Source organism: Phenylobacterium sp., assembly GCF_030681155.1.
GTDB lineage: Bacteria > Pseudomonadota > Alphaproteobacteria > Caulobacterales > Caulobacteraceae > Phenylobacterium.
Genome location: NZ_JAUXXE010000031.1, coordinates 1 through 17,900, shown reverse-complemented (window position 1 = coordinate 17,900; position 17,900 = coordinate 1). Strand labels below are relative to the sequence as shown.

The 17,900-nt window shown below is 67.0% G+C and carries 19 protein-coding genes; 6 read left to right on the top strand and 13 right to left on the bottom strand.

Translation table 11 applies throughout. From position 1 onward, the window contains the following. Positions 1–12 precede the first annotated feature (12 nt). Entirely contained in the window at positions 13–819 is an 807-nt protein-coding gene (locus tag Q8M13_RS07865; protein ID WP_305299236.1) for a chorismate mutase, read from the bottom strand. 188 nt (positions 820–1,007) lie between these two features. On the opposite strand from Q8M13_RS07865, the gene Q8M13_RS07860 reads away from it, so the two are divergent. Then, on the top strand, positions 1,008–2,258 hold the full coding sequence (locus Q8M13_RS07860) for a Xaa-Pro peptidase family protein (RefSeq protein ID WP_305299235.1): 1,251 nt from the start codon (positions 1,008–1,010) through the stop codon (positions 2,256–2,258). On the opposite strand, the gene Q8M13_RS07855 is transcribed toward Q8M13_RS07860, so the two are convergent. Next, positions 2,255–3,322, bottom strand: a complete 1,068-nt coding sequence (locus Q8M13_RS07855; RefSeq protein ID WP_305299234.1) for a DUF2125 domain-containing protein — start codon at positions 3,320–3,322, stop codon at positions 2,255–2,257. The genes Q8M13_RS07860 and Q8M13_RS07855 overlap by 4 nt on opposite strands. Here Q8M13_RS07855 and Q8M13_RS07850 point away from each other — a divergent pair. Further along, positions 3,321–3,860, top strand: a complete 540-nt coding sequence (locus Q8M13_RS07850) for a gamma-glutamylcyclotransferase (protein ID WP_305299233.1) — start codon at positions 3,321–3,323, stop codon at positions 3,858–3,860. The genes Q8M13_RS07855 and Q8M13_RS07850 overlap by 2 nt on opposite strands. Positions 3,861–3,873: 13 nt before the next feature. Here the strand turns inward: Q8M13_RS07850 and Q8M13_RS07845 are convergent, their stop codons facing one another. Genes Q8M13_RS07845 through ftsE form a run of 4 tightly spaced genes read right to left on the bottom strand, consistent with a single transcriptional unit; the run spans position 3,874 to position 6,819 of the window. Continuing rightward, on the bottom strand, positions 3,874–4,581 hold the full coding sequence (locus Q8M13_RS07845; RefSeq protein WP_305299232.1) for a 1-acyl-sn-glycerol-3-phosphate acyltransferase: 708 nt from the start codon (positions 4,579–4,581) through the stop codon (positions 3,874–3,876). Between the two features lie 5 nt (positions 4,582–4,586). After that, positions 4,587–5,222, bottom strand: a complete 636-nt coding sequence (locus Q8M13_RS07840) for a YdcF family protein (RefSeq protein WP_305299231.1) — start codon at positions 5,220–5,222, stop codon at positions 4,587–4,589. Continuing rightward, positions 5,219–6,106: an ABC transporter permease gene (locus Q8M13_RS07835; RefSeq protein ID WP_305299230.1), complete on the bottom strand. Its 888-nt coding sequence runs from the start codon at positions 6,104–6,106 to the stop codon at positions 5,219–5,221. Before Q8M13_RS07835 ends, Q8M13_RS07840 begins: the two co-directional genes overlap by 4 nt. Then, on the bottom strand, positions 6,103–6,819 hold the full coding sequence (gene ftsE / locus Q8M13_RS07830) for a cell division ATP-binding protein FtsE (protein ID WP_305299229.1): 717 nt from the start codon (positions 6,817–6,819) through the stop codon (positions 6,103–6,105). Before ftsE ends, Q8M13_RS07835 begins: the two co-directional genes overlap by 4 nt. Positions 6,820–6,875: 56 nt before the next feature. Here ftsE and Q8M13_RS07825 point away from each other — a divergent pair, with 56 nt between their 5' ends. Continuing rightward, positions 6,876–7,739, top strand: a complete 864-nt coding sequence (locus tag Q8M13_RS07825; RefSeq protein ID WP_305299228.1) for a DUF3426 domain-containing protein — start codon at positions 6,876–6,878, stop codon at positions 7,737–7,739. Beyond that, the gene (locus Q8M13_RS07820) at positions 7,732–8,271 is read left to right on the top strand and encodes a phosphoribosyltransferase (protein ID WP_305299227.1); all 540 of its coding nucleotides are present in this window, start codon (positions 7,732–7,734) and stop codon (positions 8,269–8,271) included. The genes Q8M13_RS07825 and Q8M13_RS07820 overlap by 8 nt, the downstream gene beginning before the upstream one ends. Here the strand turns inward: Q8M13_RS07820 and Q8M13_RS07815 are convergent. The 4 genes from Q8M13_RS07815 to argH all read right to left on the bottom strand — a co-directional run bounded on the left by Q8M13_RS07815 (position 8,268) and on the right by argH (position 13,081). Further along, positions 8,268–10,007: an ATP-binding protein gene (locus tag Q8M13_RS07815; RefSeq protein WP_305299226.1), complete on the bottom strand. Its 1,740-nt coding sequence runs from the start codon at positions 10,005–10,007 to the stop codon at positions 8,268–8,270. The genes Q8M13_RS07820 and Q8M13_RS07815 overlap by 4 nt on opposite strands. A gap of 85 nt (positions 10,008–10,092) precedes the next feature. After that, the gene (lysA, locus tag Q8M13_RS07810; protein WP_305299225.1) at positions 10,093–11,376 is read right to left on the bottom strand and encodes a diaminopimelate decarboxylase; all 1,284 of its coding nucleotides are present in this window, start codon (positions 11,374–11,376) and stop codon (positions 10,093–10,095) included. Further along, entirely contained in the window at positions 11,373–11,651 is a 279-nt protein-coding gene (locus tag Q8M13_RS07805) for a hypothetical protein (protein WP_305299224.1), read from the bottom strand. The genes lysA and Q8M13_RS07805 overlap by 4 nt, the downstream gene beginning before the upstream one ends. After that, complete coding sequence (gene argH, locus Q8M13_RS07800; RefSeq protein WP_305299223.1) at positions 11,651–13,081, bottom strand: argininosuccinate lyase; 1,431 nt, start codon at positions 13,079–13,081, stop codon at positions 11,651–11,653. The genes Q8M13_RS07805 and argH overlap by 1 nt, the downstream gene beginning before the upstream one ends. Between argH and Q8M13_RS07795 the strand changes: the two genes are divergently transcribed. Further along, positions 13,082–13,711, top strand: coding sequence for a TlpA disulfide reductase family protein (locus tag Q8M13_RS07795; RefSeq protein ID WP_305299222.1), 630 nt, complete (start codon positions 13,082–13,084; stop codon positions 13,709–13,711). Positions 13,712–13,905: 194 nt separating this feature from the next. After that, positions 13,906–14,109, top strand: coding sequence for a cold-shock protein (locus tag Q8M13_RS07790; protein WP_305299221.1), 204 nt, complete (start codon positions 13,906–13,908; stop codon positions 14,107–14,109). 63 nt (positions 14,110–14,172) lie between these two features. On the opposite strand, the gene Q8M13_RS07785 is transcribed toward Q8M13_RS07790, so the two are convergent. The 3 genes from Q8M13_RS07785 to Q8M13_RS07775 all read right to left on the bottom strand — a co-directional run. Continuing rightward, positions 14,173–14,505 carry a helix-turn-helix domain-containing protein gene (locus Q8M13_RS07785; RefSeq protein ID WP_370869990.1) on the bottom strand — a complete coding sequence of 111 codons (333 nt, stop codon included), beginning with the start codon at positions 14,503–14,505 and terminating at the stop codon, positions 14,173–14,175. Positions 14,506–15,000: 495 nt separating this feature from the next. Beyond that, positions 15,001–16,275, bottom strand: a complete 1,275-nt coding sequence (locus Q8M13_RS07780) for a DUF1254 domain-containing protein (RefSeq protein ID WP_305299220.1) — start codon at positions 16,273–16,275, stop codon at positions 15,001–15,003. 99 nt (positions 16,276–16,374) lie between these two features. Further along, positions 16,375–17,900: Ig-like domain-containing protein (locus Q8M13_RS07775; protein ID WP_305299219.1), on the bottom strand; the 1,526-nt coding region annotated here is incomplete at its 5' end.

The following is a 17,900-nucleotide window of genomic DNA, read 5'->3' as shown; positions in this document are numbered from 1 at the left end:
GGACGCCTGTCCTTACACGTCCAGCTGTGCCGGCGCAGCCCCGATGACGCCGCTGAGGCGGCCCGGCGCACGGGCCAGGCGTTCGTCATCGGCCTGGTAGAAGCCGAGCAGGGCGAACAGCTTCAGCCCGCCGGCTTCGGCGATCAGGTCGCCGGCGACGCCGTCGCGGCCCAGAGCTTCCTCTATGGACCGCGGGGAACCGCCGGCGTCGGTGACCCAGTAGGTCAGGTCCGATCCGGTCGGTTCGACATCGACATCGGCCACGGCCAGCGCCGAGAGCGGCCCCCAGGCGGCGAGGCAGGGGAGGGCGGCGAATACTTTCAGCTTCGGTTCGGCCAGCAGACGGCCCCACCAGGGCGTATCGGAGGCCAGGGCCAGGATGGCGACGCCACCGGGCGTCTTGGCCGCCGCCAGGGCGTCCTCGGCCCGAGCGACTTGGCGCAGGGATGGGGCGGCGCCGAAGCGAAGGCGTGCGCCTTCGACCGCCCGGCCAGGATCGCGGCCGCCGAAGACGGTGAGATGGAAGGCGCCTTGGCGCGAGAGGCTGTCGCCGATCAGTTCGCGCCAGATCCGCACGACCAGGCTGGGACGGGCGGCGTTGCGGGGCTTGTCGAGCAGGGCGCGGACCACTTGGGCCTCACGGCCCGGGCGCAGGGCGAACTTGGCGCCGTCGCCGGCGGCGGCCTTGGCGGCCGCGACCTGGATGGCGAGGCCGGCGCGTTCGTCGACAAGCGTCAGAAGCTGAGCATCGATCGCGTCGATACGGGTCCGGACAGCGTCCAGGCTCGGTGCGGCGGTCTTGGGATCAGCCTCAGCCATTTTGTCCCCCGAAAACGAAGGTTTGGCGCTTAGGTCATTGCGGCGAAGGGCGCAATAGGCGCTGTCGCCGCAAGAAAGTTGCACAAGAAACCGCTTGTGGCGCCTGCCCGCGCACGCTTGCGCCTGTGCGGCTTGCTGGACGCATATTCCGCCCCATGCGAGCAATTGGGAAGGACGAGGGTGGGGCGATGCTGAACGCGGATCGAAGGTCATTTCTGGCTCTGGCCGGCGGCGCAGGGCTGGCGCTCGCGGCGGGCGGGATCGTCGCCGCGCAACCGGCCGGCTTGACGAGGATGACCGGCGGGGTGGTCCCGATTAGCCCAGCCGAGTGGCTGTCGCGGATCGCCAAAGCGCAGCGGCTGATGAAGGATAGCGGCGTGTCGGCGCTCATCATCGAGCCGGGCGCTTCCCTCACCTATTTCACCGGCGTGCGGTGGTGGCGGAGCGAGCGGGTGACTGCGGCGGTCATTCCGGTGACGGGCGAGGCGCTGATCGTCACGCCCCATTTCGAGGAGCCGTCGGTCCGCGAAACCCTCGCCATCCCGGCCGAGGTCAGGGTCTGGCAGGAGGACGAAAATCCCGCCGCGCTCATCGCCGGGTGGCTGCAGGAGCGGAAACTCGCGCGCGGCTCGATTGGGATCGAGGAGACCGTACGCTTCTTCGTCAGCGACGGCGTCGCCCGGTTGCTGCCGGATGTGCAGATCGTCTCAGGCGCCGACGTCGTGCGCGGCTGCCGGATGATCAAGTCGCCGGCCGAGATCGCGCTGATGCAGACCGCGACCGACATCACCGTGGCTGCCTATCGCTACGCTCACACCCGGATCGAGCGCGGCATGACCCCGGCCGACATCGGGGCGATCGTAAAGCGAGCGACGGTGGCGCTGGGCGGCCAGCCGGAATTCGAGCTCATCCTGCTCGGCGAGGCCGCCGCCTATCCGCATGGTTCGGAAAGGCCGCAAGCGGTGCGCGACGGCGAAGTCGTGCTGATGGATTGCGGCTGCAATGTCGAAGGCTACCAATCCGACGTCTCGCGGACCTTCGTCTATGGCGAGCCGAGCGTTGCGCAGCGCAAGGTCTGGAACCAGGTGGCTCGCGGTCAGCAGGTCGCCTTCGAGGCGGCCCAGGTCGGCGTTCCGGCCGGCGCGGTCGATGACGCGGTGCGGGCCTACTATGAGAGCTTAGGCTACGGTCCGCGCTACAAATTGCCGGGGCTGTCGCACCGCACCGGCCACGGCATCGGCCTGGACGGTCACGAGCCGGTCAATTTCGTCCATGGCGAGAAGACCGGGCTCGCGCCCGGCATGTGCCTGTCGAACGAACCAGGGCTCTACCTGCCCGGGCAGTTCGGCGTGCGTCTTGAGGACTGTCTGTACATGACGCCGACGGGGCCTCGATGGTTCTCGACCCCGCCGATTTCAATCGACCGGCCGTTCGGCTAGTAGACTTCCGGCGCCGGTCCGATGGCGACCGGACCAAGCGTGGTCTGGCCCGCCTCGAAGTTGATGTTGGCCTGGGCGGTGTTGCCCGACCCCTGACGAGCCGAGGCGACAATGGCGGCGGCGGAGGCGGCTTGCTGTCGGATGAGGCCGGTGTCGACCATGGCGCCGATCGCCTTGGGGGCCTCGCGCAGATTGACGTCGAGCCGCCCGCTCAGGCGCCCGTCGCGCGCGACGCTGAGGATGCCGCTGTTCGATCCGATCATCACGTCGCCGGCGGTGACGCCGGCCTCGCGGACCGTCATGCGTCCGCCTGCCGCCACCCAGTTGCGGACCATCTGCGGCCAGCTATCGCCTTTCATGGCGCTGATGTTCGAGAGCGTGGAATCCAAGATGATCGAGATCGGCTTGTCCCCGGCCATCCGCGCGAACAGGCCCGATAGCTGGGCCTTGCCGTTGTCGACCTTCAGCATCACAGCAGCCTGATCGTCGGGCCCGCGACGCAGATGCATCTGCACCTTGTCGGCGGCGGTCAGCGCGAAGGGATTGGCGCCGGCGGCCGGGGCAAAGGCGAGCTTCGTGCCTTCGAAGGAGAAGTTCGGCAGGGCCGTGTTCACTTCGGAGATGCTGGCGTGAATGATGTCGCCGGTGACGTTCACCGCCCCGCCGCGCGGACGGGTGAAGGTCAGACCGACCGGCGCCGCGATCACCCAGGTGTCGAGGCCATGCAGATAGGCCTGGGTCTCCAGGCGAGGGGCGGCCAGCCCCCAGCCCGAGGGCTCGCGGATGGTCGGGTTGGTCAAGGTGATGTTGAGCCGGAACGGGTAGCCGGTGATCCGTCGCTGGGTCCACGAGACCTGATACCCGGCGGCGCGCAGTCGCTCGGCGCCGGCCTCGATCTGCCGGCCGGCCTCGGCGTGGGCGTAGATCCAGACACCGGTCCAGGCGACCACCGCCACCAGGGCGATGATGAACGGAATGTACAGACCCCACCGTCGGCGTTTGCGGGGGCTCGCCGTATCGGGCACAGGGGAGGCTGGCGGATCGGTTTTGGTGCGGCGGGCCATGTCTGTTGAGCGTTGGGTTTTCGGTTATGGGTCGCTGATGTGGCGGCCGGGGTTTGAATTCCTCGAGCGTCAGGCGGCCACCTTACACGGGCGGCGTCGCGCCTTCTGCATCTATTCCGTGCACCATCGCGGCACCTATGAACGTCCCGGGCTTGTCCTCGGCCTGGCTCCGGGCGGCTCCGTGCGCGGGGCGGCCTATCGCGTTTCCGAGGAACTCTGGCCGGAAGTCTATGCATATCTGCGGGAACGCGAACAGCCCACAGAGACCTATGTCGAGGCGAGCGCCTTTGTGCGGGTAGCCGATGGTCGCCGGATCCAGACCCTGGTCTTCCTGTCCGACACCCACCACCCGCAGTGGGCCGGGGCGCTATCGTTGGAGCGGCAGGCCGAGCTGATCGCCGGCGCCACCGGTCTGTCGGGGCGCAATGTCGAGTACCTGCGCGACCTGATCATGCACCTACGCCAGGAGAGCGTGCGCGATCACGCCATGGAGAAATTGCTGGGCATGGTCGAGGCGCTGGAACTGGTCGCCAAGTAGGCGCTGGCCGGCGCTACAGCGTCAGCAGCTTGGTGGACGCCGTTTCGATGCGGTCCTGCAGCAAGCGCATGAACTCCGCCCGCTTTAGGCCCGGAGCGATAGGCTCGAGATACTCGAAGACGATGGTGCCCGGCTTGCGCATGAAGCCATGCTTGGGCCAGTGGACGCCGGCGTTCGTCGCCACCGGATGCACCGGGACGTCGATCTCGCGATAGAGGGCGGCGATGCCAGGCTTGTAGTCGGCCGGGGCGCCTGGCACGGAGCGCGTGCCCTCGGGGAAGATCAGCAGTTGTCGGTTCTCGGCGAAGCGTTCCTTGGAATCGCGGATCAGCTTGCGCAGCGCCGTCGAATGTCCCGCGCGGTCCACGACGATCATCTTGGCCCGCATGCCCCACCAGCTGAAGAACGGGATCCAGGTCAGCTCCTTCTTCATCACGAAGCAGGCGTCCGGCAGATAGGCGAATTGGGCGAAGACATCGAACATGCAGTGATGCTTGGGGGCCACCAGGGCCGCGCCTTTCGGCATGTGCTCCTTGCCGCGAACCTCGACCTTGATGTCGCAGACCACGCGCAACAGCCAGATGATGCCGCGCGCCCAGACACGCATCAGCTCCATCGCCCAAGATCTCGGTCCGAGCAGGAACGGCGAGAGACCGACCGCGACGATGACCGACCATACGTAGAACAGGGCCACGAACAGGATGGAGCGGAGGGCGATCAAGCAGTTCAGCCTTTCTTCGGCCCGGTCGCGGGCGTGGGCGTTTCGGCGTCGGCGCGCGGTCCTAGCCCAAGGATGGCTTCCCGGCCAAGGATCGCCAGGTACTTGCTATACTCCATCACCATCAACCGTGCGCCGCCGCTGGTGCGCCACCAGCGATTGGCCTTCAGGACCGGCGTGATGACGGGGTAGGGGGTCAATTCGACGTTCGGCATCGCGCCGCGCAACTCCAGCATGGCGCGCGGCATGTGATAGTCGGCGGTGACGACGATCAGGCTGTCGAAGCCCATGGCGCGAGCCCACTCCTGGGTCTCGCGCGCATTGCCGACAGTGTTGGCGGCGTCGAAGCCCAGGTCCACGCAGCAGTCATACAGCCGGCGGACAGCGCGGCTTACGGTTCGGATGTCTTCGCGCGAGGCCTCGCGGTTGACACCGGAGACCAACATGCGCTGGGCCTTGCCGTCCTCCAGCAGCTCCATGGCCGCGCCGATCCGGGCGTTGGAGCCCGCGCCGGTGAGGGCGACGATGCCGTCCGCCGCTTGGGGCTCTGGCGCCGGGGTCGAGCGATCGACCCGGGCGGCGAAGGCCAGCAGGCCCGACGCCCAGATCGCCGCAACCACCAGCAAGGCGATCAGTCCTCTCATGCGAGGTCCCGGATCATGGCTTGGGCGGTCAGTCGTGCGGCGAGCGCGGCCACCGCCCCGGCGGCCAATGGCGCGGGCAGCACAGCCAGCAAGTCGAGCCAGGTGATCGGCAGTACGGGCGTCAAACCTTGGCCTCCCCCCGCCAAGCGTAGAATGGCCCCCATGATCGCCGCCGCGCCGGCGCCGAACAAGCCCGCGATCGCGGCCATCTTTGCAAACCGCAATTGGAACAGGCCGGCGATGAAGCCGTCTTCCGCCCCGGAGAGATGCAGGACCTCTACCACCTCTCGCCGGGCCGCGAGGCCCGCGCGGGTGGCGAAGGCGACGACGGCGGCCGCGGCCGTCGCGATCAGGCCGAACACCGCCATGCCCACCCATCGGGCCACCTGGGCCGCATGCTGGATGTCGGCCATCCACACAGAGTGGTCGTCGACGACAGCGTCCAGGCCCTGGGCCTTGAGCGCGCGGTCGAGAGCGATGGCGTCCGCCGGGGCGGTCTTGGTCAGTTGAACGGCGACAAGCCTGGGCACCGGCAGATCAGAAAGGTCGGCGGCGCCCAGCCATGGCGCGATCAGGGCCTCGGCCTTTTCCTTTTCCAGGGCCCTGGCCTCGGCCACGCCTGGCACGCCGGCCAAGGTTTCGGCTGCGCGCGCCGCCGCGCCATCGGGCGTTTCGTTGGCCTTGGGGCGCACGATGATGGTCGCTTGCCCGTCGAGCTGGCTTGTCCAGTCCCGCGCCGCGCGATTGGTCGCCAGCACTGCGATCAGGGTGAGGCAGGCGAGAAAACATAGCGTCGCCACCACGAAGGTCAGCGATCCATCGCGAGAGTCGGCCTCTGGCAAAAACGGAGCGGGGCGCCAGCGGCCGATATCGAAATCACTCATGGCCGCGCCCCGTGGGCGGTCAGACGGCCGTTTTCGAGGTGCAGGACCGGCATCCCCGATCGGGCCACCAAGTCCTCGTCGTGGGTTGCGAACAGAACGGTGGTGCCCAGCCGGTTCAACTCGACGAACAGCTTCAGGATGCGCAGCCCCATCTCCGGATCGACATTGCCGGTGGGCTCGTCCGCGAGCAGGATTTCTGGGCGGTTCACCACGGCGCGGGCGATGGCCAGGCGCTGCTTCTCGCCGCCCGCCAGAGTGGCCGGCATGGCGTGCATTCGATGCTTCAGCCCGACCCAGGCCAGCAGTTCGGCCACGTCGTTGCGGTAGCTGTCCGGCTTTCGTCCTTCGATCCGCAGGGGCAGGGCGGTGTTGTCGAACGCCGACATGTGCTCCAGCAGCTTGAACTCCTGATAGACCACCCCAATCCGGCGGCGAAGGAACGGCTGGTCCTCGCGCGCGACAGTGGAGACGTCCTGGCCGAACAGGTGCATCAATCCCTTGGAGGGCTTCGCGGCCAGGAACAGCAGTTTCAGCAGCGAGGTTTTGCCTGCGCCTGACGCTCCGGTCACGAAGTGGAAAGACCCAGGCGCGAGAGTGAAGGTCAGATCCTTCAGAATCTCAGGGGCACGACCATAGCGCATCGAAACATCATCGAAGCGGACAACGGCGGGGTCGGCGTCAGGGGCGCCTGTGGCGTTCGGGTTTCTGGACATGGGGGCCGAAATCGGCGACCTCGGATGAGGTTGCTGGAGCGTCCGATTCGGCCGTCATGATACTGACCTGTCCAGAGTGCGCCACCAGCTATTTCGTGGATGATTCCAAGATCCCCACGGAAGGCCGCGCTGTGAAGTGCGCCAACTGTGGTGCGCGCTGGACCGCGACTCCAGAATTGCCCCCCCTGGAGTTTCCAACGCCTGAGCCGGTGGGAGAGTTTGCGTCCGACGCGACGGCCGTGGGCCTGGACGAGCGGCCGATCAGAGAGCTGCCCGGCGAGGCCTTGCCCAAGGTCTTCCGCGCCAAGGCCGACACCGATCGCCGGGTCCGTGAAGCGGCCACGGCCGGGGTGATCTGGGCCGGCATGGCCGGGGTCCTCGCCGTGCTGATCGCGATCGCCATCATCTTCCGCGTCGATGTCGTGCGGCTGTGGCCGCGGACGGCCAGCGCCTATGCTGGCGTCGGCTTGCCGGTGAACAGCCTGGGTCTGGTGATCGAGGGCGTGCGTTTCGAGCCTGCGCTTCAGGAAGGCCACGCCGCGCTCGCCGTGTCCGGTATGATCCGCAATATCGAGGACAAGTCGGTTGTGTCGCCCGCCTTGCGCATCAGCCTGCTCAACGCCGACGGCAAGGTCGTGGCCACCAAGATCGCGCGGCCCGCCGACGCCAAGATCCCATCGGGCGACACCCGGCACTTCGCCATCGCCCTACTCGATCCGCCGGCGACCGCGCGTGAGCTTGAAGTGGCCTTCGCGCCGCATGAGCCGGCGAACCCTAAGGTTCGGCCGTCGGAGGCCGCTCCGCACACTCAGACCGCCGCGCCCACTCTGCGGCCAGCCACAAGCGCGCCGACCCCGGCGCCAGTCGAAGCCCAGCCGCTCGCGGCCGGCACGCCGGACGCCCTGTCTTCGCATGACTGAAACCCCCGCCAACCGTGAACCCGTCGTGCTGCTCTCGGAAGCCGAGGTGGCCGCGCGGGTCGAGGCCCTCGCCCGCGAGATCGCCCCGCGCATTGACGACGACACGGTCGCCGTCTGCCTGCTGACTGGCGGGCTGTGGTTCGCCTCCGATCTGACCCGGGCGCTGTCGAGGGCCGGTCGTCATGTCCGTTTCGACGCGCTCTGGCTGGCCTCCTATGGCGATGAGCGCGCGAGCCTTGGCCGCTGCGAGGTGCGCGCCGACCTGCAACGCCCCTTGGCGGGCCGCACCGCCTTGATCATCGACGACGTGATCGACACAGGCCTGTCGCTGTCGGAGGCTCAGCGCCTGGTTCGCGACGCCGGGGCGAGCCGCGCCCTGACCGCGGTGTTTGCATCCAAGCCCTGGCCGACGCCCCGGGCCATCGTGCCGGACTTCGTCGCCTGGCAGGCGCCGGCCCGGTTCCTGGTGGGCTACGGGATGGACGCCGCCGGCGCATTGCGTGGCCTGCCCTATATAGGCGCGCTCGACTAGGCCGACAGGCGCGCCGGCGTTTCGGCGTGATGGCACCAGGCGCCTACCGCATACAGCAACTCGGCCGGCTGGATCGGCTTGGGCTGGGCCTCGTCGAAACCTAGGCCCAGCAGGCGCTCGCCCTCGCCGGACATGGCGTCGGCGGTGAGGGCGATCACCGGGATGTCGAAACGGCCAGCCTCCCCAGCGCGGATGCGGCCCAGCGCCTCGATGCCGTCCATCCGGGGCATGTGGACATCCATCAGCACCACGCCGAAGTTGCCGGTCCGAAGTTTCTCCAGCCCATCCAATCCGTCGTCGGCCAGGGTGACCACGGCCCCGGCGGCCTCCAGGATCGCCTTGGCGACCGCCTGATTGACCTTGTTGTCGTCGACCACGAGGATTTCGCGACCTTCGAGACTGATAATCTCGTTCTGGATTTCCGCCTCGGCCGGAGCCTGGCCGGCGGGCAGGGGCAGGGCGACCCGGAAGGTCGTGCCGGCGCCCGGTTCGCTGGTGACCGAGATGTCGCCTTCCATCATCTCCGCCAACTGGCGGCAGATCGAGAGGCCCAGGCCCGTGCCTCCAAAGCGGCGAGTGGTGGAGGCCTCGGCCTGGGAAAAGGCTTGGAACAGCTTGTCCTGTTGATCCTGGCGCATGCCGATGCCTGTGTCGGTCACCAGGATTTCGATCCCACGCGGGGCGAGCGGCGCGATACGGACGGTGACCTCGCCTTGCTCGGTGAACTTCAAGGCGTTGGAGATCAGGTTGAGCAGGATCTGGCGGACGCGCACCGGATCGCCGGCCAACCACGCGGGGGTGGCGGGATCGATCTCCAGCACGAGCTCCAGACCCTTCAGGCGCGCGGTCTCGCTCCACATCAGGAATATCTGGCGACCCAGCTTGTCGACATCGAAGCTGACGGCCTCGAGTTCCAGCTTGCCGGCCTCGATCTTCGAGAGGTCGAGGATGTCGTTCAGCACCGCCATCAGGCCATCGCCCGACTGGACGATCATATCCAGATAGCCGGCCTGTTGAGGGGTGAGCTTGGTGGCCGCCAGGGCGTGGGCCATGCCCAGTACGCCGTTCATCGGCGTGCGCAGTTCGTGGCTCATCATCGCCAGGAAGGCGGACTTCGAGCGGCTGGCGTCCAAGGCGTGGGCGCGCGCGGCCTCCAAGGCTCGGGCGTTGCGCCGGATCGTATGGGCGACGTTTGCGATGACGGCGCCCAGACCCACCAGGGCCAGGAGCAGCAGAGCCAGCTCCCATCCACGGAAATCAGTGAGCATGATGGGTGCGAGCGTCAGGGCCACGAACGGCGCCGGCGCCAGGAATACGAAGCCGGCCCAGCTCAGGGCGGCGTATTTGAGCGACGCAATCAAGAGGCCGAGCAGGATGACTACACCTGCGACCTGAAGCGCCGGATCGCCGTAGAACAGGCAGACGCTGGCCATGGTCGACCAGACGGCGCTGAAGCCGAGGATCGGCGCGAGGCGTTCGACGACCGGCGGCCGGCGGCCCAGGCGCGCATATCGTGCCCGCGCGAAGAAGAGCGACCCTTCAAGGGCGATATTTGCCAGAATCCAGACGCAGGCGGCGGAAATTCCGAAGCCGATCAGCAACAGGACGGCGGCCAAGCCGACACCAAACAAACGGTTGCGCCAGCTACGCTTGCTGACCTCCAGGGTCGAACCGGGTAGCCCGTCGTCGAGCATCTCGCCCCACGTCAAACCCTGAAAGCCCTGCAAGCCTTGCACTCTTGTCGTCTCCACTGCTGTACCCAACTATGGCTCAGCTAGTGTGCAAGAAGAGTTTAGGATTAACGACCCAGCGCGAAGGACTTCATAGCCAGGGCGCGGACGCTTCCTTGGCCAGCATTTCCTCATAGGTCGGACGCGGGCGGACCACGGCGTAGTCGTCGCCCTTCACCAGGACTTCCGGAACCAGCAGGCGGCTGTTGTACTCGCTCGACATCACCGCGCCGTAGGCGCCGGCGCTCATGAACGCGATCAGGTCTCCGGCTTCCAGCGGCGGCAGGGCGCGTTCTCGGGTGAAGGTGTCGCCGGTCTCGCAGATTGGGCCGACCACGTCATAGACCACGGGATCGCCGGCGCGCGGCTTCAACGGGGCGATCTCGTGATAGGCGTCGTACATGGCGGGGCGGATCAGGTCGTTCATGGCCGCGTCCAGCACGACGAACTTGCGACCGCCGGGCCGCTCGTGGATGTGCTGCACCTTGGCCAGCAGAACCCCGGCGTTGGCCGCGATCATCCGGCCGGGCTCGAAGGCGTAGGCAATGTCCAGGCCGTTCATGGTCTTGGCGATCATGCGGGCGTAGTCGGCCGGCGAGGGCGGCGTCGGCTGGTTGAAATAGGGCACGCCCAGGCCGCCGCCGAGATCGAGCCGCTGAACCGACAGCCCCTCGCCGCGAAGGCGCTCGACCAGGCCGCGCATCTTGGTGAAGGCCGCCGCCATGGGGGCTAGGTCAGTGATCTGGCTGCCGATGTGGCAGGTGACGCCGACCGGGTTCAGTCCCGCGTCGTTGGAGGCGTTGGCGTAGAGGCGTTCAGCCTCGGAGAACGAGACGCCGAACTTGTTGTCTTCCTTGCCGGTGGCGATCTTGGCGTGGCCGCCGGCCGAGACGTCGGGGTTCACGCGGATGGCGATGGTGGCGCGGGTTCCCAGCGACTGGGCGACCTGGCTGGCCAGCCGCATCTCAGGCTCGGACTCGACGTTGATCTCGGCGACGCCGGCTTTGAGAGCGAAGGCCAGTTCATCGGCGGTCTTGCCGACGCCGGAAAACACGATCTTTTCCGGCGGGACGCCAGCGGCGAGCGCGCGCCGGATCTCGCCTTCGGACACCGTGTCGGCGCCGGCGCCCAGACGGGCCAGGGTCTTCAGCACCGCGAGGTTGGAGTTGGCCTTTACCGCGAAGGCGATCAGCGGATCACCGCCGTTGTCGCCCTTCACGCCCTCGGCGACCAACGCATCGCGCAGGACCGTATAGTGGCGCTCAAACGTGGCGCTCGAATAGACATAGACCGGCGTGCCGACCGCTTGCGCGATGTCGGCGAGAGGTACGCCCTCGCAGAAGAGCTCGCCCCCCTTCAGCTCAAAGTGATTCATCGGGGGTTCGCGTACGGATCCGGAAGCGCGCCTTGGGGCGCGGTGGCGGTGGGGTTCTGGGCGGAGTCGATCGGCAGGGTGCGCGGCGGCGCCGGGCGATCATCGCGGTTGCGCGGATCGACGGTGCGGATCGTGCGGCCCGGATTGGGGCCAGCGTCGACGCCCGAGCCCGCGCCGACCATCGGGCCGGGACGTTCCAGCGGGCCCATCTTGCCACAGCCGGCAAGGGCGGCGGCGCCGATCAGCGCGATCGCGACTAGCGGACGAAGGGTCATTACAGCTTCTCCTTCCAACGCGCGATCTGGGCGCGGACTTGTTCCGGCGAAGTTCCGCCGTAGCTCTTGCGGCTGGCGGCCGAGGCTTGCGGCGTCAGCACTTCGTAGACGGCCGCGGTGATGCGGGGTTCGATCGTCTGCAACTCGGCGAGCGGCAGGCCCGGCAGGTCGCAGCCGATGGCTTCGGCCCTCTTCACAGCCGCGCCGGTCACATGGTGGGCGTCGCGGAAGGGCATGTCGAGGGTGCGGACCAGCCAGTCGGCCAGATCCGTCGCAGTCGAGAACCCGGCGCCTGCGGCCGCGGCCATGCGTTCCGTCACTGGTTCCATGTCGGCGACCATGCCGGCCATGGCGGCCAGGGACAGTTCGAGAGCGTCAAAGGCCTCGAAGGTCGGGACCTTGTCCTCCTGCATGTCCTTCGAATAGGTCAGCGGCAGGCCCTTCATCACCACGGTGAGTTGGGTGAAGGAGCCCAGCAGGCGCCCGACCTTGGCGCGGATCAGTTCAGCCGCATCCGGGTTCTTCTTCTGCGGCATGATCGACGAGCCCGTGGTGAAGGCGTCGGTCAGCTTGATGAAGCCGAACTGCGGCGTCATCCAGATCACGATTTCTTCGGCCAGGCGCGACAGGTGCGTGGCGCAGATGGTCGCCGCCGCCAGGCTCTCCAACGCAAAGTCGCGATCGGCGACGCTGTCCAGAGAATTGGCGGTGGGGGCGGCGAAGCCGAGCGCCGTCGCCGTCGCGTGACGGTCGATTGGGAATGGCGAGCCGGCGAGCGCGGCGGCGCCGAGCGGGCATTCGTTCATCCGGGCCCGGGCGTCGGCAAAGCGCGAGGCGTCACGACCGAACATTTCCACATAGGCCATAAGGTGGTGACCGAATGTCACGGGCTGGGCCGGCTGCAGGTGGGTGAAGCCCGGCATGAGGGTCGCGGCGTGCGGCTCGGCCTTGTCCAGCAGGGCGCTTTGCAGGGCCTGAATTTGCTGGATGGTGCGGTCGGCGGCGTCGCGAACCCAGAGGCGGAAGTCCAGCGCCACCTGGTCATTGCGCGAGCGGGCGGTGTGCAGCCGGCCGGCCGCTGGGCCGATCAGCTCGCGCAGCCGCGCCTCCACATTCATGTGGATGTCTTCGTATTCATCGCGGAACGGGAAGGTTCCGGCGGCCATTTCGGCCTCGATCGCCTGGAGGCCGCCCTGGATGGCCGCCTCGTCCTGGCTTGTAATCACGCCTTGCTTGAGCAACATCGCCGCGTGGGCGCGAGACCCGGCTAGATCCTGGGCCGCGAGCCGCTTGTCGAAGCCGATGGAGACGTTGATCGCCTGCATCAGTTCGGCCGGTTTGGACGAGAACCGTCCGCCCCACATGGCTTGGCCCGCGCCTTGCGGGTCTTGCGCCGGCTTACCGGAAGCAGTCGAGGAAGAGTGCGTCATATGAGCGAAAAATCAGGTGGTGAGGCCAAGGGCGAACCCAAGGCGATCCCATTGAAGTGGGCGCTCCGGGGCGTCGCCGTGCTTGGCGTCGCCGGGATTGTCTACATCATCGCCCAGGCTTCCATAAACCCCCAGCGGGAAACGAACTTGAAGTCGCTGGCCACTGGCGAGATGGCGAAGTTCGTCACGCCGGTTGAGGCGGCCCCCGCGCCGGTCAATAGCTTCCAGGATCCGACAGGCGCGCCCAAGCGGATCGCCGACTTCCGGGGCAAGGTGACGGTGGTCAATCTGTGGGCCACCTGGTGCGGCCCCTGTGTCATCGAGATGCCGACGCTGGCCAAGCTGGCCGCCGATTATCAGGGCAAGCCCGTGGAGATCGTCGCGATCAGCGTCGACCGTCCCGACGACGCCGACAAGGCCCGGGCCTTCATCGCCAAGCACGCACCGCTCGCCTTCTACCACGACCCGAAGATGGCCCTGCCGTTCGCCTTCAAGCCAACGGCGTCGGGCATGCCGACCACCATCATCTACGGCGCGGACGGCGTCGAACGCGGTCGGTTGGCTGGCGGCGCGGACTGGGGCGGGAAGGACGCCAAGGCCCTGATCGACAAGGTGCTGGCGGAAAGTTGAACCCAGCGCCGTGTTGACGGTGCAGCCGGGCCGTGTGCAAAAATTTGGCCCGCAATCCGGACTTGGGCCTGCTCACGTTCTGACCGCCGATTTGTGGGCCGAACTCGCCGCTTCCCAGACGACTGAGATTGTTTCCGGGCGACCTGGCGGGGTTCCGCCGCGCGCCCAACGCTTGTCAGGGAGACAAGAGCGTTATGGCCACCGGCACCGTCAAATGGTTCAACGCCACCAAGGGCTTCGGCTTCATTCAACCCGATAACGGCGGCAAGGACGTCTTCGTCCATATCTCCGCCGTGGAACGGGCCGGAATGCGCGGCCTGAACGAAGGTCAGAAGCTGGACTACGAAGAAAAGGAAGAGCGCGGCAAGATCGCCGCGGTTGATCTCAAGCCTCTCTAGAATTCACGCGCAATCCTGTGGGCGTCGGTCCTTTCGCGGGCCGGCGCCCTGCTTTCAAACTGGCTAGGCCAGTTCTTTCTGACGCGATTTCTGCCCGGCGTCGGGATCGGTCATCACCCGCAGCAGATTGACCAGCGATGAGCGTGCTTCCTGCGGCAGGCGCTCGAAGGCGGTCAGCAGTTCCAGCGCGCCCGGCGTTCGCATTCGGCTGAGCAGATCGACGTCGCCCTCGCCAGCAGGTGTGTCCAGCACGTCCATCAGGTCCACAACCCGGCATCGCAGGGCTCTTGCAATCTGGACGAGCCTTGAAAACGAGATCCGGTTAGCGCCGTTCTCGTATTTCTGAATCTGCTGGAAACTCACGCCGCATTGTTCGGCCAGGGCTTCCTGCGACATGCCGATTGTTCGTCTACGGATCCGGACGGCGGCGCCTAGCGCCACATCCATGGGATCGGGGGTTTTGTTCGAAGGCTCCGCAGACATCTTGGTCTCCTCACCCCTAAACGTCCGCCCGAAGGGATTGCTCCGGGGTTCGCGTTGGATTCTCGGAAGTTAAGTCCCATATTTTTGCTTTGGAAAGCGTGCATTTAGCCGCCGGCTGCGCGATAGACGAGCATGCTCAGCGAACATGTTTGCTGGAATTGGAGTAGTCGGCGCCTGAAAGCTCGGCAATTTGAAGAAATCGAGCCTGAAGCGTGTCGTGAGGACCTGAAACGGGCCGAACCTTAGCCATAATCGGCAATAGCGCAGTCAAAACGCGCTGATTTCGGACCCAAAGGTTGTATGCCGCTTGGAGCCGCGCGGCAGCCGTGAAGCTTCATCGCTCGCGTAAAACGCGCATTCCGAGCGGCGGCTGATATTGGCTTGGCCGCTCGGTGGGTGTTCAGCCCCCTATTCGACGGCCAGCGCCGTCACGGGCGGCAGCCTATAACTGCCGTCCAGCATCGCGAGCTTTGGCAAATAGGCTCGCATGAACAAGGCGAAAGGCGCCGGAGGGGCCGGCAACCAGTTGGCGTCGCGCTCGCCGCCCGGAGGCTCATGGCCGATCCAGATGTCGAGGGATCCGTCCTCATTATAGGTCAGGCCGGCGGTGCGATCGCCGATGGAATAGCGGCCTATCGGGTTGTCGGCGAAGAAGAACTGACCGTCGGCCGTGGCCTCATAGAGGCTGAGCGACCAGAAGCTGTTCACGGCTGGCAATTGATCGGCCGGGAAGTGCAGGCGCCAGGGCTTGTGTCCGTCATAGATGCCGCCGCGCTCGCCACGACCGCGCATGTACATAGCTTCGACCGGCGGCAGAGCCGCCAAGCCGGCCAGCGCGACGCCGGCCCGATAGGCGTAGCTCTGCCCGAAGTTCCCCAGATCGGCGCGCGGATAGAACCAGCCGTCAATCCAGTTCGCGCCCCCGCCCCCACGCCGCACCGCCACGCGAGCTTCGGCGACCCCAGCCTCGATGGCCGCGGCCTCCTCGGCGCTGAAGCGGTCGGGCGAGAAATCACCCGTGCCGAGACCCAGGGCCGCAATCTTGCGCAGCAGGGCCAGGTCGGTCGCCGGCGGAGGATTGGCGACCATCAGTTCATCAACGCTGGCGAAGTACTCGTTCCAGGGGGCCGAGCGGCGGGCATAGGTCTTGGCCAGCGCGATCGCAGGGCCCTGCAGCGAGAAGCCGGACTGGATGGCGCGGGCCGCCTCGAGGTCCGGCGCGCCGTCGACCAGGATGCGGGCCAGGGCCCACACATGATTGGTCGGCGAGCGCACCACGTTCGCGCCTTCGGCCGCCTCGTTCGGTCCCACCAGGCTGAACGTTCCGCCGTCGGGGCCGGTTGTGCGGGTTCCAAGAATTGCGAAGTTGTTGGTGTAGGCGTCCATTAGCGCCAGAGACAGGTAGCGCTCGCCCGCGGCTGGCACGGTGATGGTGACGGGGCCGGCGCTCAGGTCGATCTGGGCGCTGGTGTAGAGGGTGTCGTTGTTGGGGGTGGTGACCGCCCGCATCTTGTGGTCGGCCAGGTCGCGCATGTGGCCAAAGGTGTTGATCTCCCCGCCGAACCCGCCGCGACTGGCGCGAGTCATGGCGATCTCGATCAGGGGCAGGGCGTAGATCCAGGCGTCGCGCGCGGCCTCTCGCAGTTGGTCATGCGTGGAGAGGGGGATCTGCGTACTCGACATGTGAACGACGCCCAGGCCGCGGGTTGATGCACGTCACCCTCGCGGCCGAAGGGCGACGGGCGGCAACCTGCCGCGCCGCCCCACCGATGGCAATCGCTCCTAGGCGAACACGAAGTCCGCGGCGGTCAGAGAGCCGGCTGAAACGCCGACCAGAAGCACGGTTTGGGCGCCCAGGGTGATCAGGGTATCAGCGCCCTGACTGGTGATGTGGCTGGACAGGGCCGTGAAGTCGGCGGCGTCGCTGGGCGAGATGCGGATGTGGTCGCCTTCCGCCCGCGAGAAGTCGGTGACTACGTCATGGCCGTCTCCGCCGGCGAAGTTGAACAGGTCCGCGCCAGTTCCGCCGGTCACGGTGTCGTTTCCAAGATCGCCGGAGACGTAGTCGTCGCCGGCCCCGCCCATCACGATGTCAGAACCCTGTCCGCCCAGGACGGTGTCGTTTCCGAGATCGCCGGAGACATAGTCGTCCCCGACGTTGCCTTGGACGAAGTCGAAACCCTGGCCGCCGACTGCCGTGTCGTCGCCCAGGTCGCCGAACACCAGGTCGTCGCCGGTATTGCCTTGCACGAAGTCCGCGCCCTGGCCGCCGCGGGCGATGTCGTCGCCTGCGCCGCCGGCAAGGGAGTCGTCACCGGTGTTTCCGTGAATGAAATCAACACCGCCAGCGCCGCTGACGCTATCAGCGCCTTCGCCCGCCGAGACCGTGCCGCCCGTCGAGGGCAACGTGATCACGTCTTTGCCGTCGGTCGGGGTATTCGGGTCGGGATCGGGGCCAGGAGGCGGGCCGACAATGGTCTCGACCGCATAGTTGTTCGAAGCGGTCGTGCCGATTCCGGCGTTTCCTGCCGCGTTGGCCACGCCGGTGTTGTCCAGGGTGACGAGGTTGGTGGTGTCGGAGATTCCGGCGCTCGGAGTCAGTGTCGCGGTCCAGGTTATGCCGCCATCGCTGCTGCTCACGTTCGAGAGCGTGCCGTTGGCGATGTCCAGGTCGGCGTTGGTGAAGCCGCTCACCGCTTCGGAGAAGGTGATCGTCACCAGCGAGGTCTCGCCGATCACCAAAGCGTCGTCGGCGACGACAATGGTCGCCGTCGGGCGCGCAGTGTCGATGGCGTAGTTGCCGGAGTTCATCGTGCCCGAGCCAGCGTTGCCGGCCAGGTCGGTCACGCCGGCATTGTTCACGGTGATGAAGTTGGTGGGGTCGGAGATTCCGGCGCTCGGAGTCAGTGTCGCGGTCCAGGTTACGCCGCCATCGCTGCTGGTCACGCCTGAGAGCGTTCCGTTGGGGATGGCCAGGTCGGCGCTGGTGAAGCCGCTCACCGCTTCGGAGAAGGTGATTGTCACCTCCGCTGTGTCGCCGGCCTTCAACGTTGCGTCGCTTATTGCGATGCCCGTCGCGGTCGGGCGCACGGTGTCGATGGCGTAGTTGCCGGAGTTCATCGTGCCCGAGCCAGCGTTGCCGGCCAGGTCGGTCACGCCGGCATTGTTCACGGTGATGAAGTTGGTGGTGTCGGAGATTCCGGCGCTCGGAGTGAGTGTCCCGGTCCAGGTTACGCCGCCATCGCTGCTGGCCACGTTCAAGAGCGTTCCGTTGGCGATGTCCAGGTCGGCGCTGGTGAAGCCGCTCA

Bases quoted from the DNA above. Each gene is read 5' to 3' on its own strand.
- Q8M13_RS07825 (WP_305299228.1), top strand. From the start codon at position 6,876: ATGATACTGACCTGTCCAGAGTGCGCCACCAGCTATTTCGTGGATGAT.
- argH (WP_305299223.1), bottom strand. From the start codon at position 13,081: ATGACGCACTCTTCCTCGACTGCTTCCGGTAAGCCGGCGCAAGACCCG.
- Q8M13_RS07865 (WP_305299236.1), bottom strand. From the start codon at position 819: ATGGCTGAGGCTGATCCCAAGACCGCCGCACCGAGCCTGGACGCTGTC.
- Q8M13_RS07805 (WP_305299224.1), bottom strand. From the start codon at position 11,651: ATGACCCTTCGTCCGCTAGTCGCGATCGCGCTGATCGGCGCCGCCGCC.
- Q8M13_RS07855 (WP_305299234.1), bottom strand. From the start codon at position 3,322: ATGGCCCGCCGCACCAAAACCGATCCGCCAGCCTCCCCTGTGCCCGAT.
- ftsE (WP_305299229.1), bottom strand. From the start codon at position 6,819: ATGTCCAGAAACCCGAACGCCACAGGCGCCCCTGACGCCGACCCCGCC.
- Q8M13_RS07795 (WP_305299222.1), top strand. From the start codon at position 13,082: ATGAGCGAAAAATCAGGTGGTGAGGCCAAGGGCGAACCCAAGGCGATC.
- Q8M13_RS07785 (WP_370869990.1), bottom strand. From the start codon at position 14,505: ATGTCGCAGGAAGCCCTGGCCGAACAATGCGGCGTGAGTTTCCAGCAG.
- Q8M13_RS07850 (WP_305299233.1), top strand. From the start codon at position 3,321: ATGTCTGTTGAGCGTTGGGTTTTCGGTTATGGGTCGCTGATGTGGCGG.
- Q8M13_RS07835 (WP_305299230.1), bottom strand. From the start codon at position 6,106: ATGAGTGATTTCGATATCGGCCGCTGGCGCCCCGCTCCGTTTTTGCCA.
- Q8M13_RS07860 (WP_305299235.1), top strand. From the start codon at position 1,008: ATGCTGAACGCGGATCGAAGGTCATTTCTGGCTCTGGCCGGCGGCGCA.
- Q8M13_RS07820 (WP_305299227.1), top strand. From the start codon at position 7,732: ATGACTGAAACCCCCGCCAACCGTGAACCCGTCGTGCTGCTCTCGGAA.
- Q8M13_RS07790 (WP_305299221.1), top strand. From the start codon at position 13,906: ATGGCCACCGGCACCGTCAAATGGTTCAACGCCACCAAGGGCTTCGGC.
- lysA (WP_305299225.1), bottom strand. From the start codon at position 11,376: ATGAATCACTTTGAGCTGAAGGGGGGCGAGCTCTTCTGCGAGGGCGTA.
- Q8M13_RS07780 (WP_305299220.1), bottom strand. From the start codon at position 16,275: ATGTCGAGTACGCAGATCCCCCTCTCCACGCATGACCAACTGCGAGAG.
- Q8M13_RS07840 (WP_305299231.1), bottom strand. From the start codon at position 5,222: ATGAGAGGACTGATCGCCTTGCTGGTGGTTGCGGCGATCTGGGCGTCG.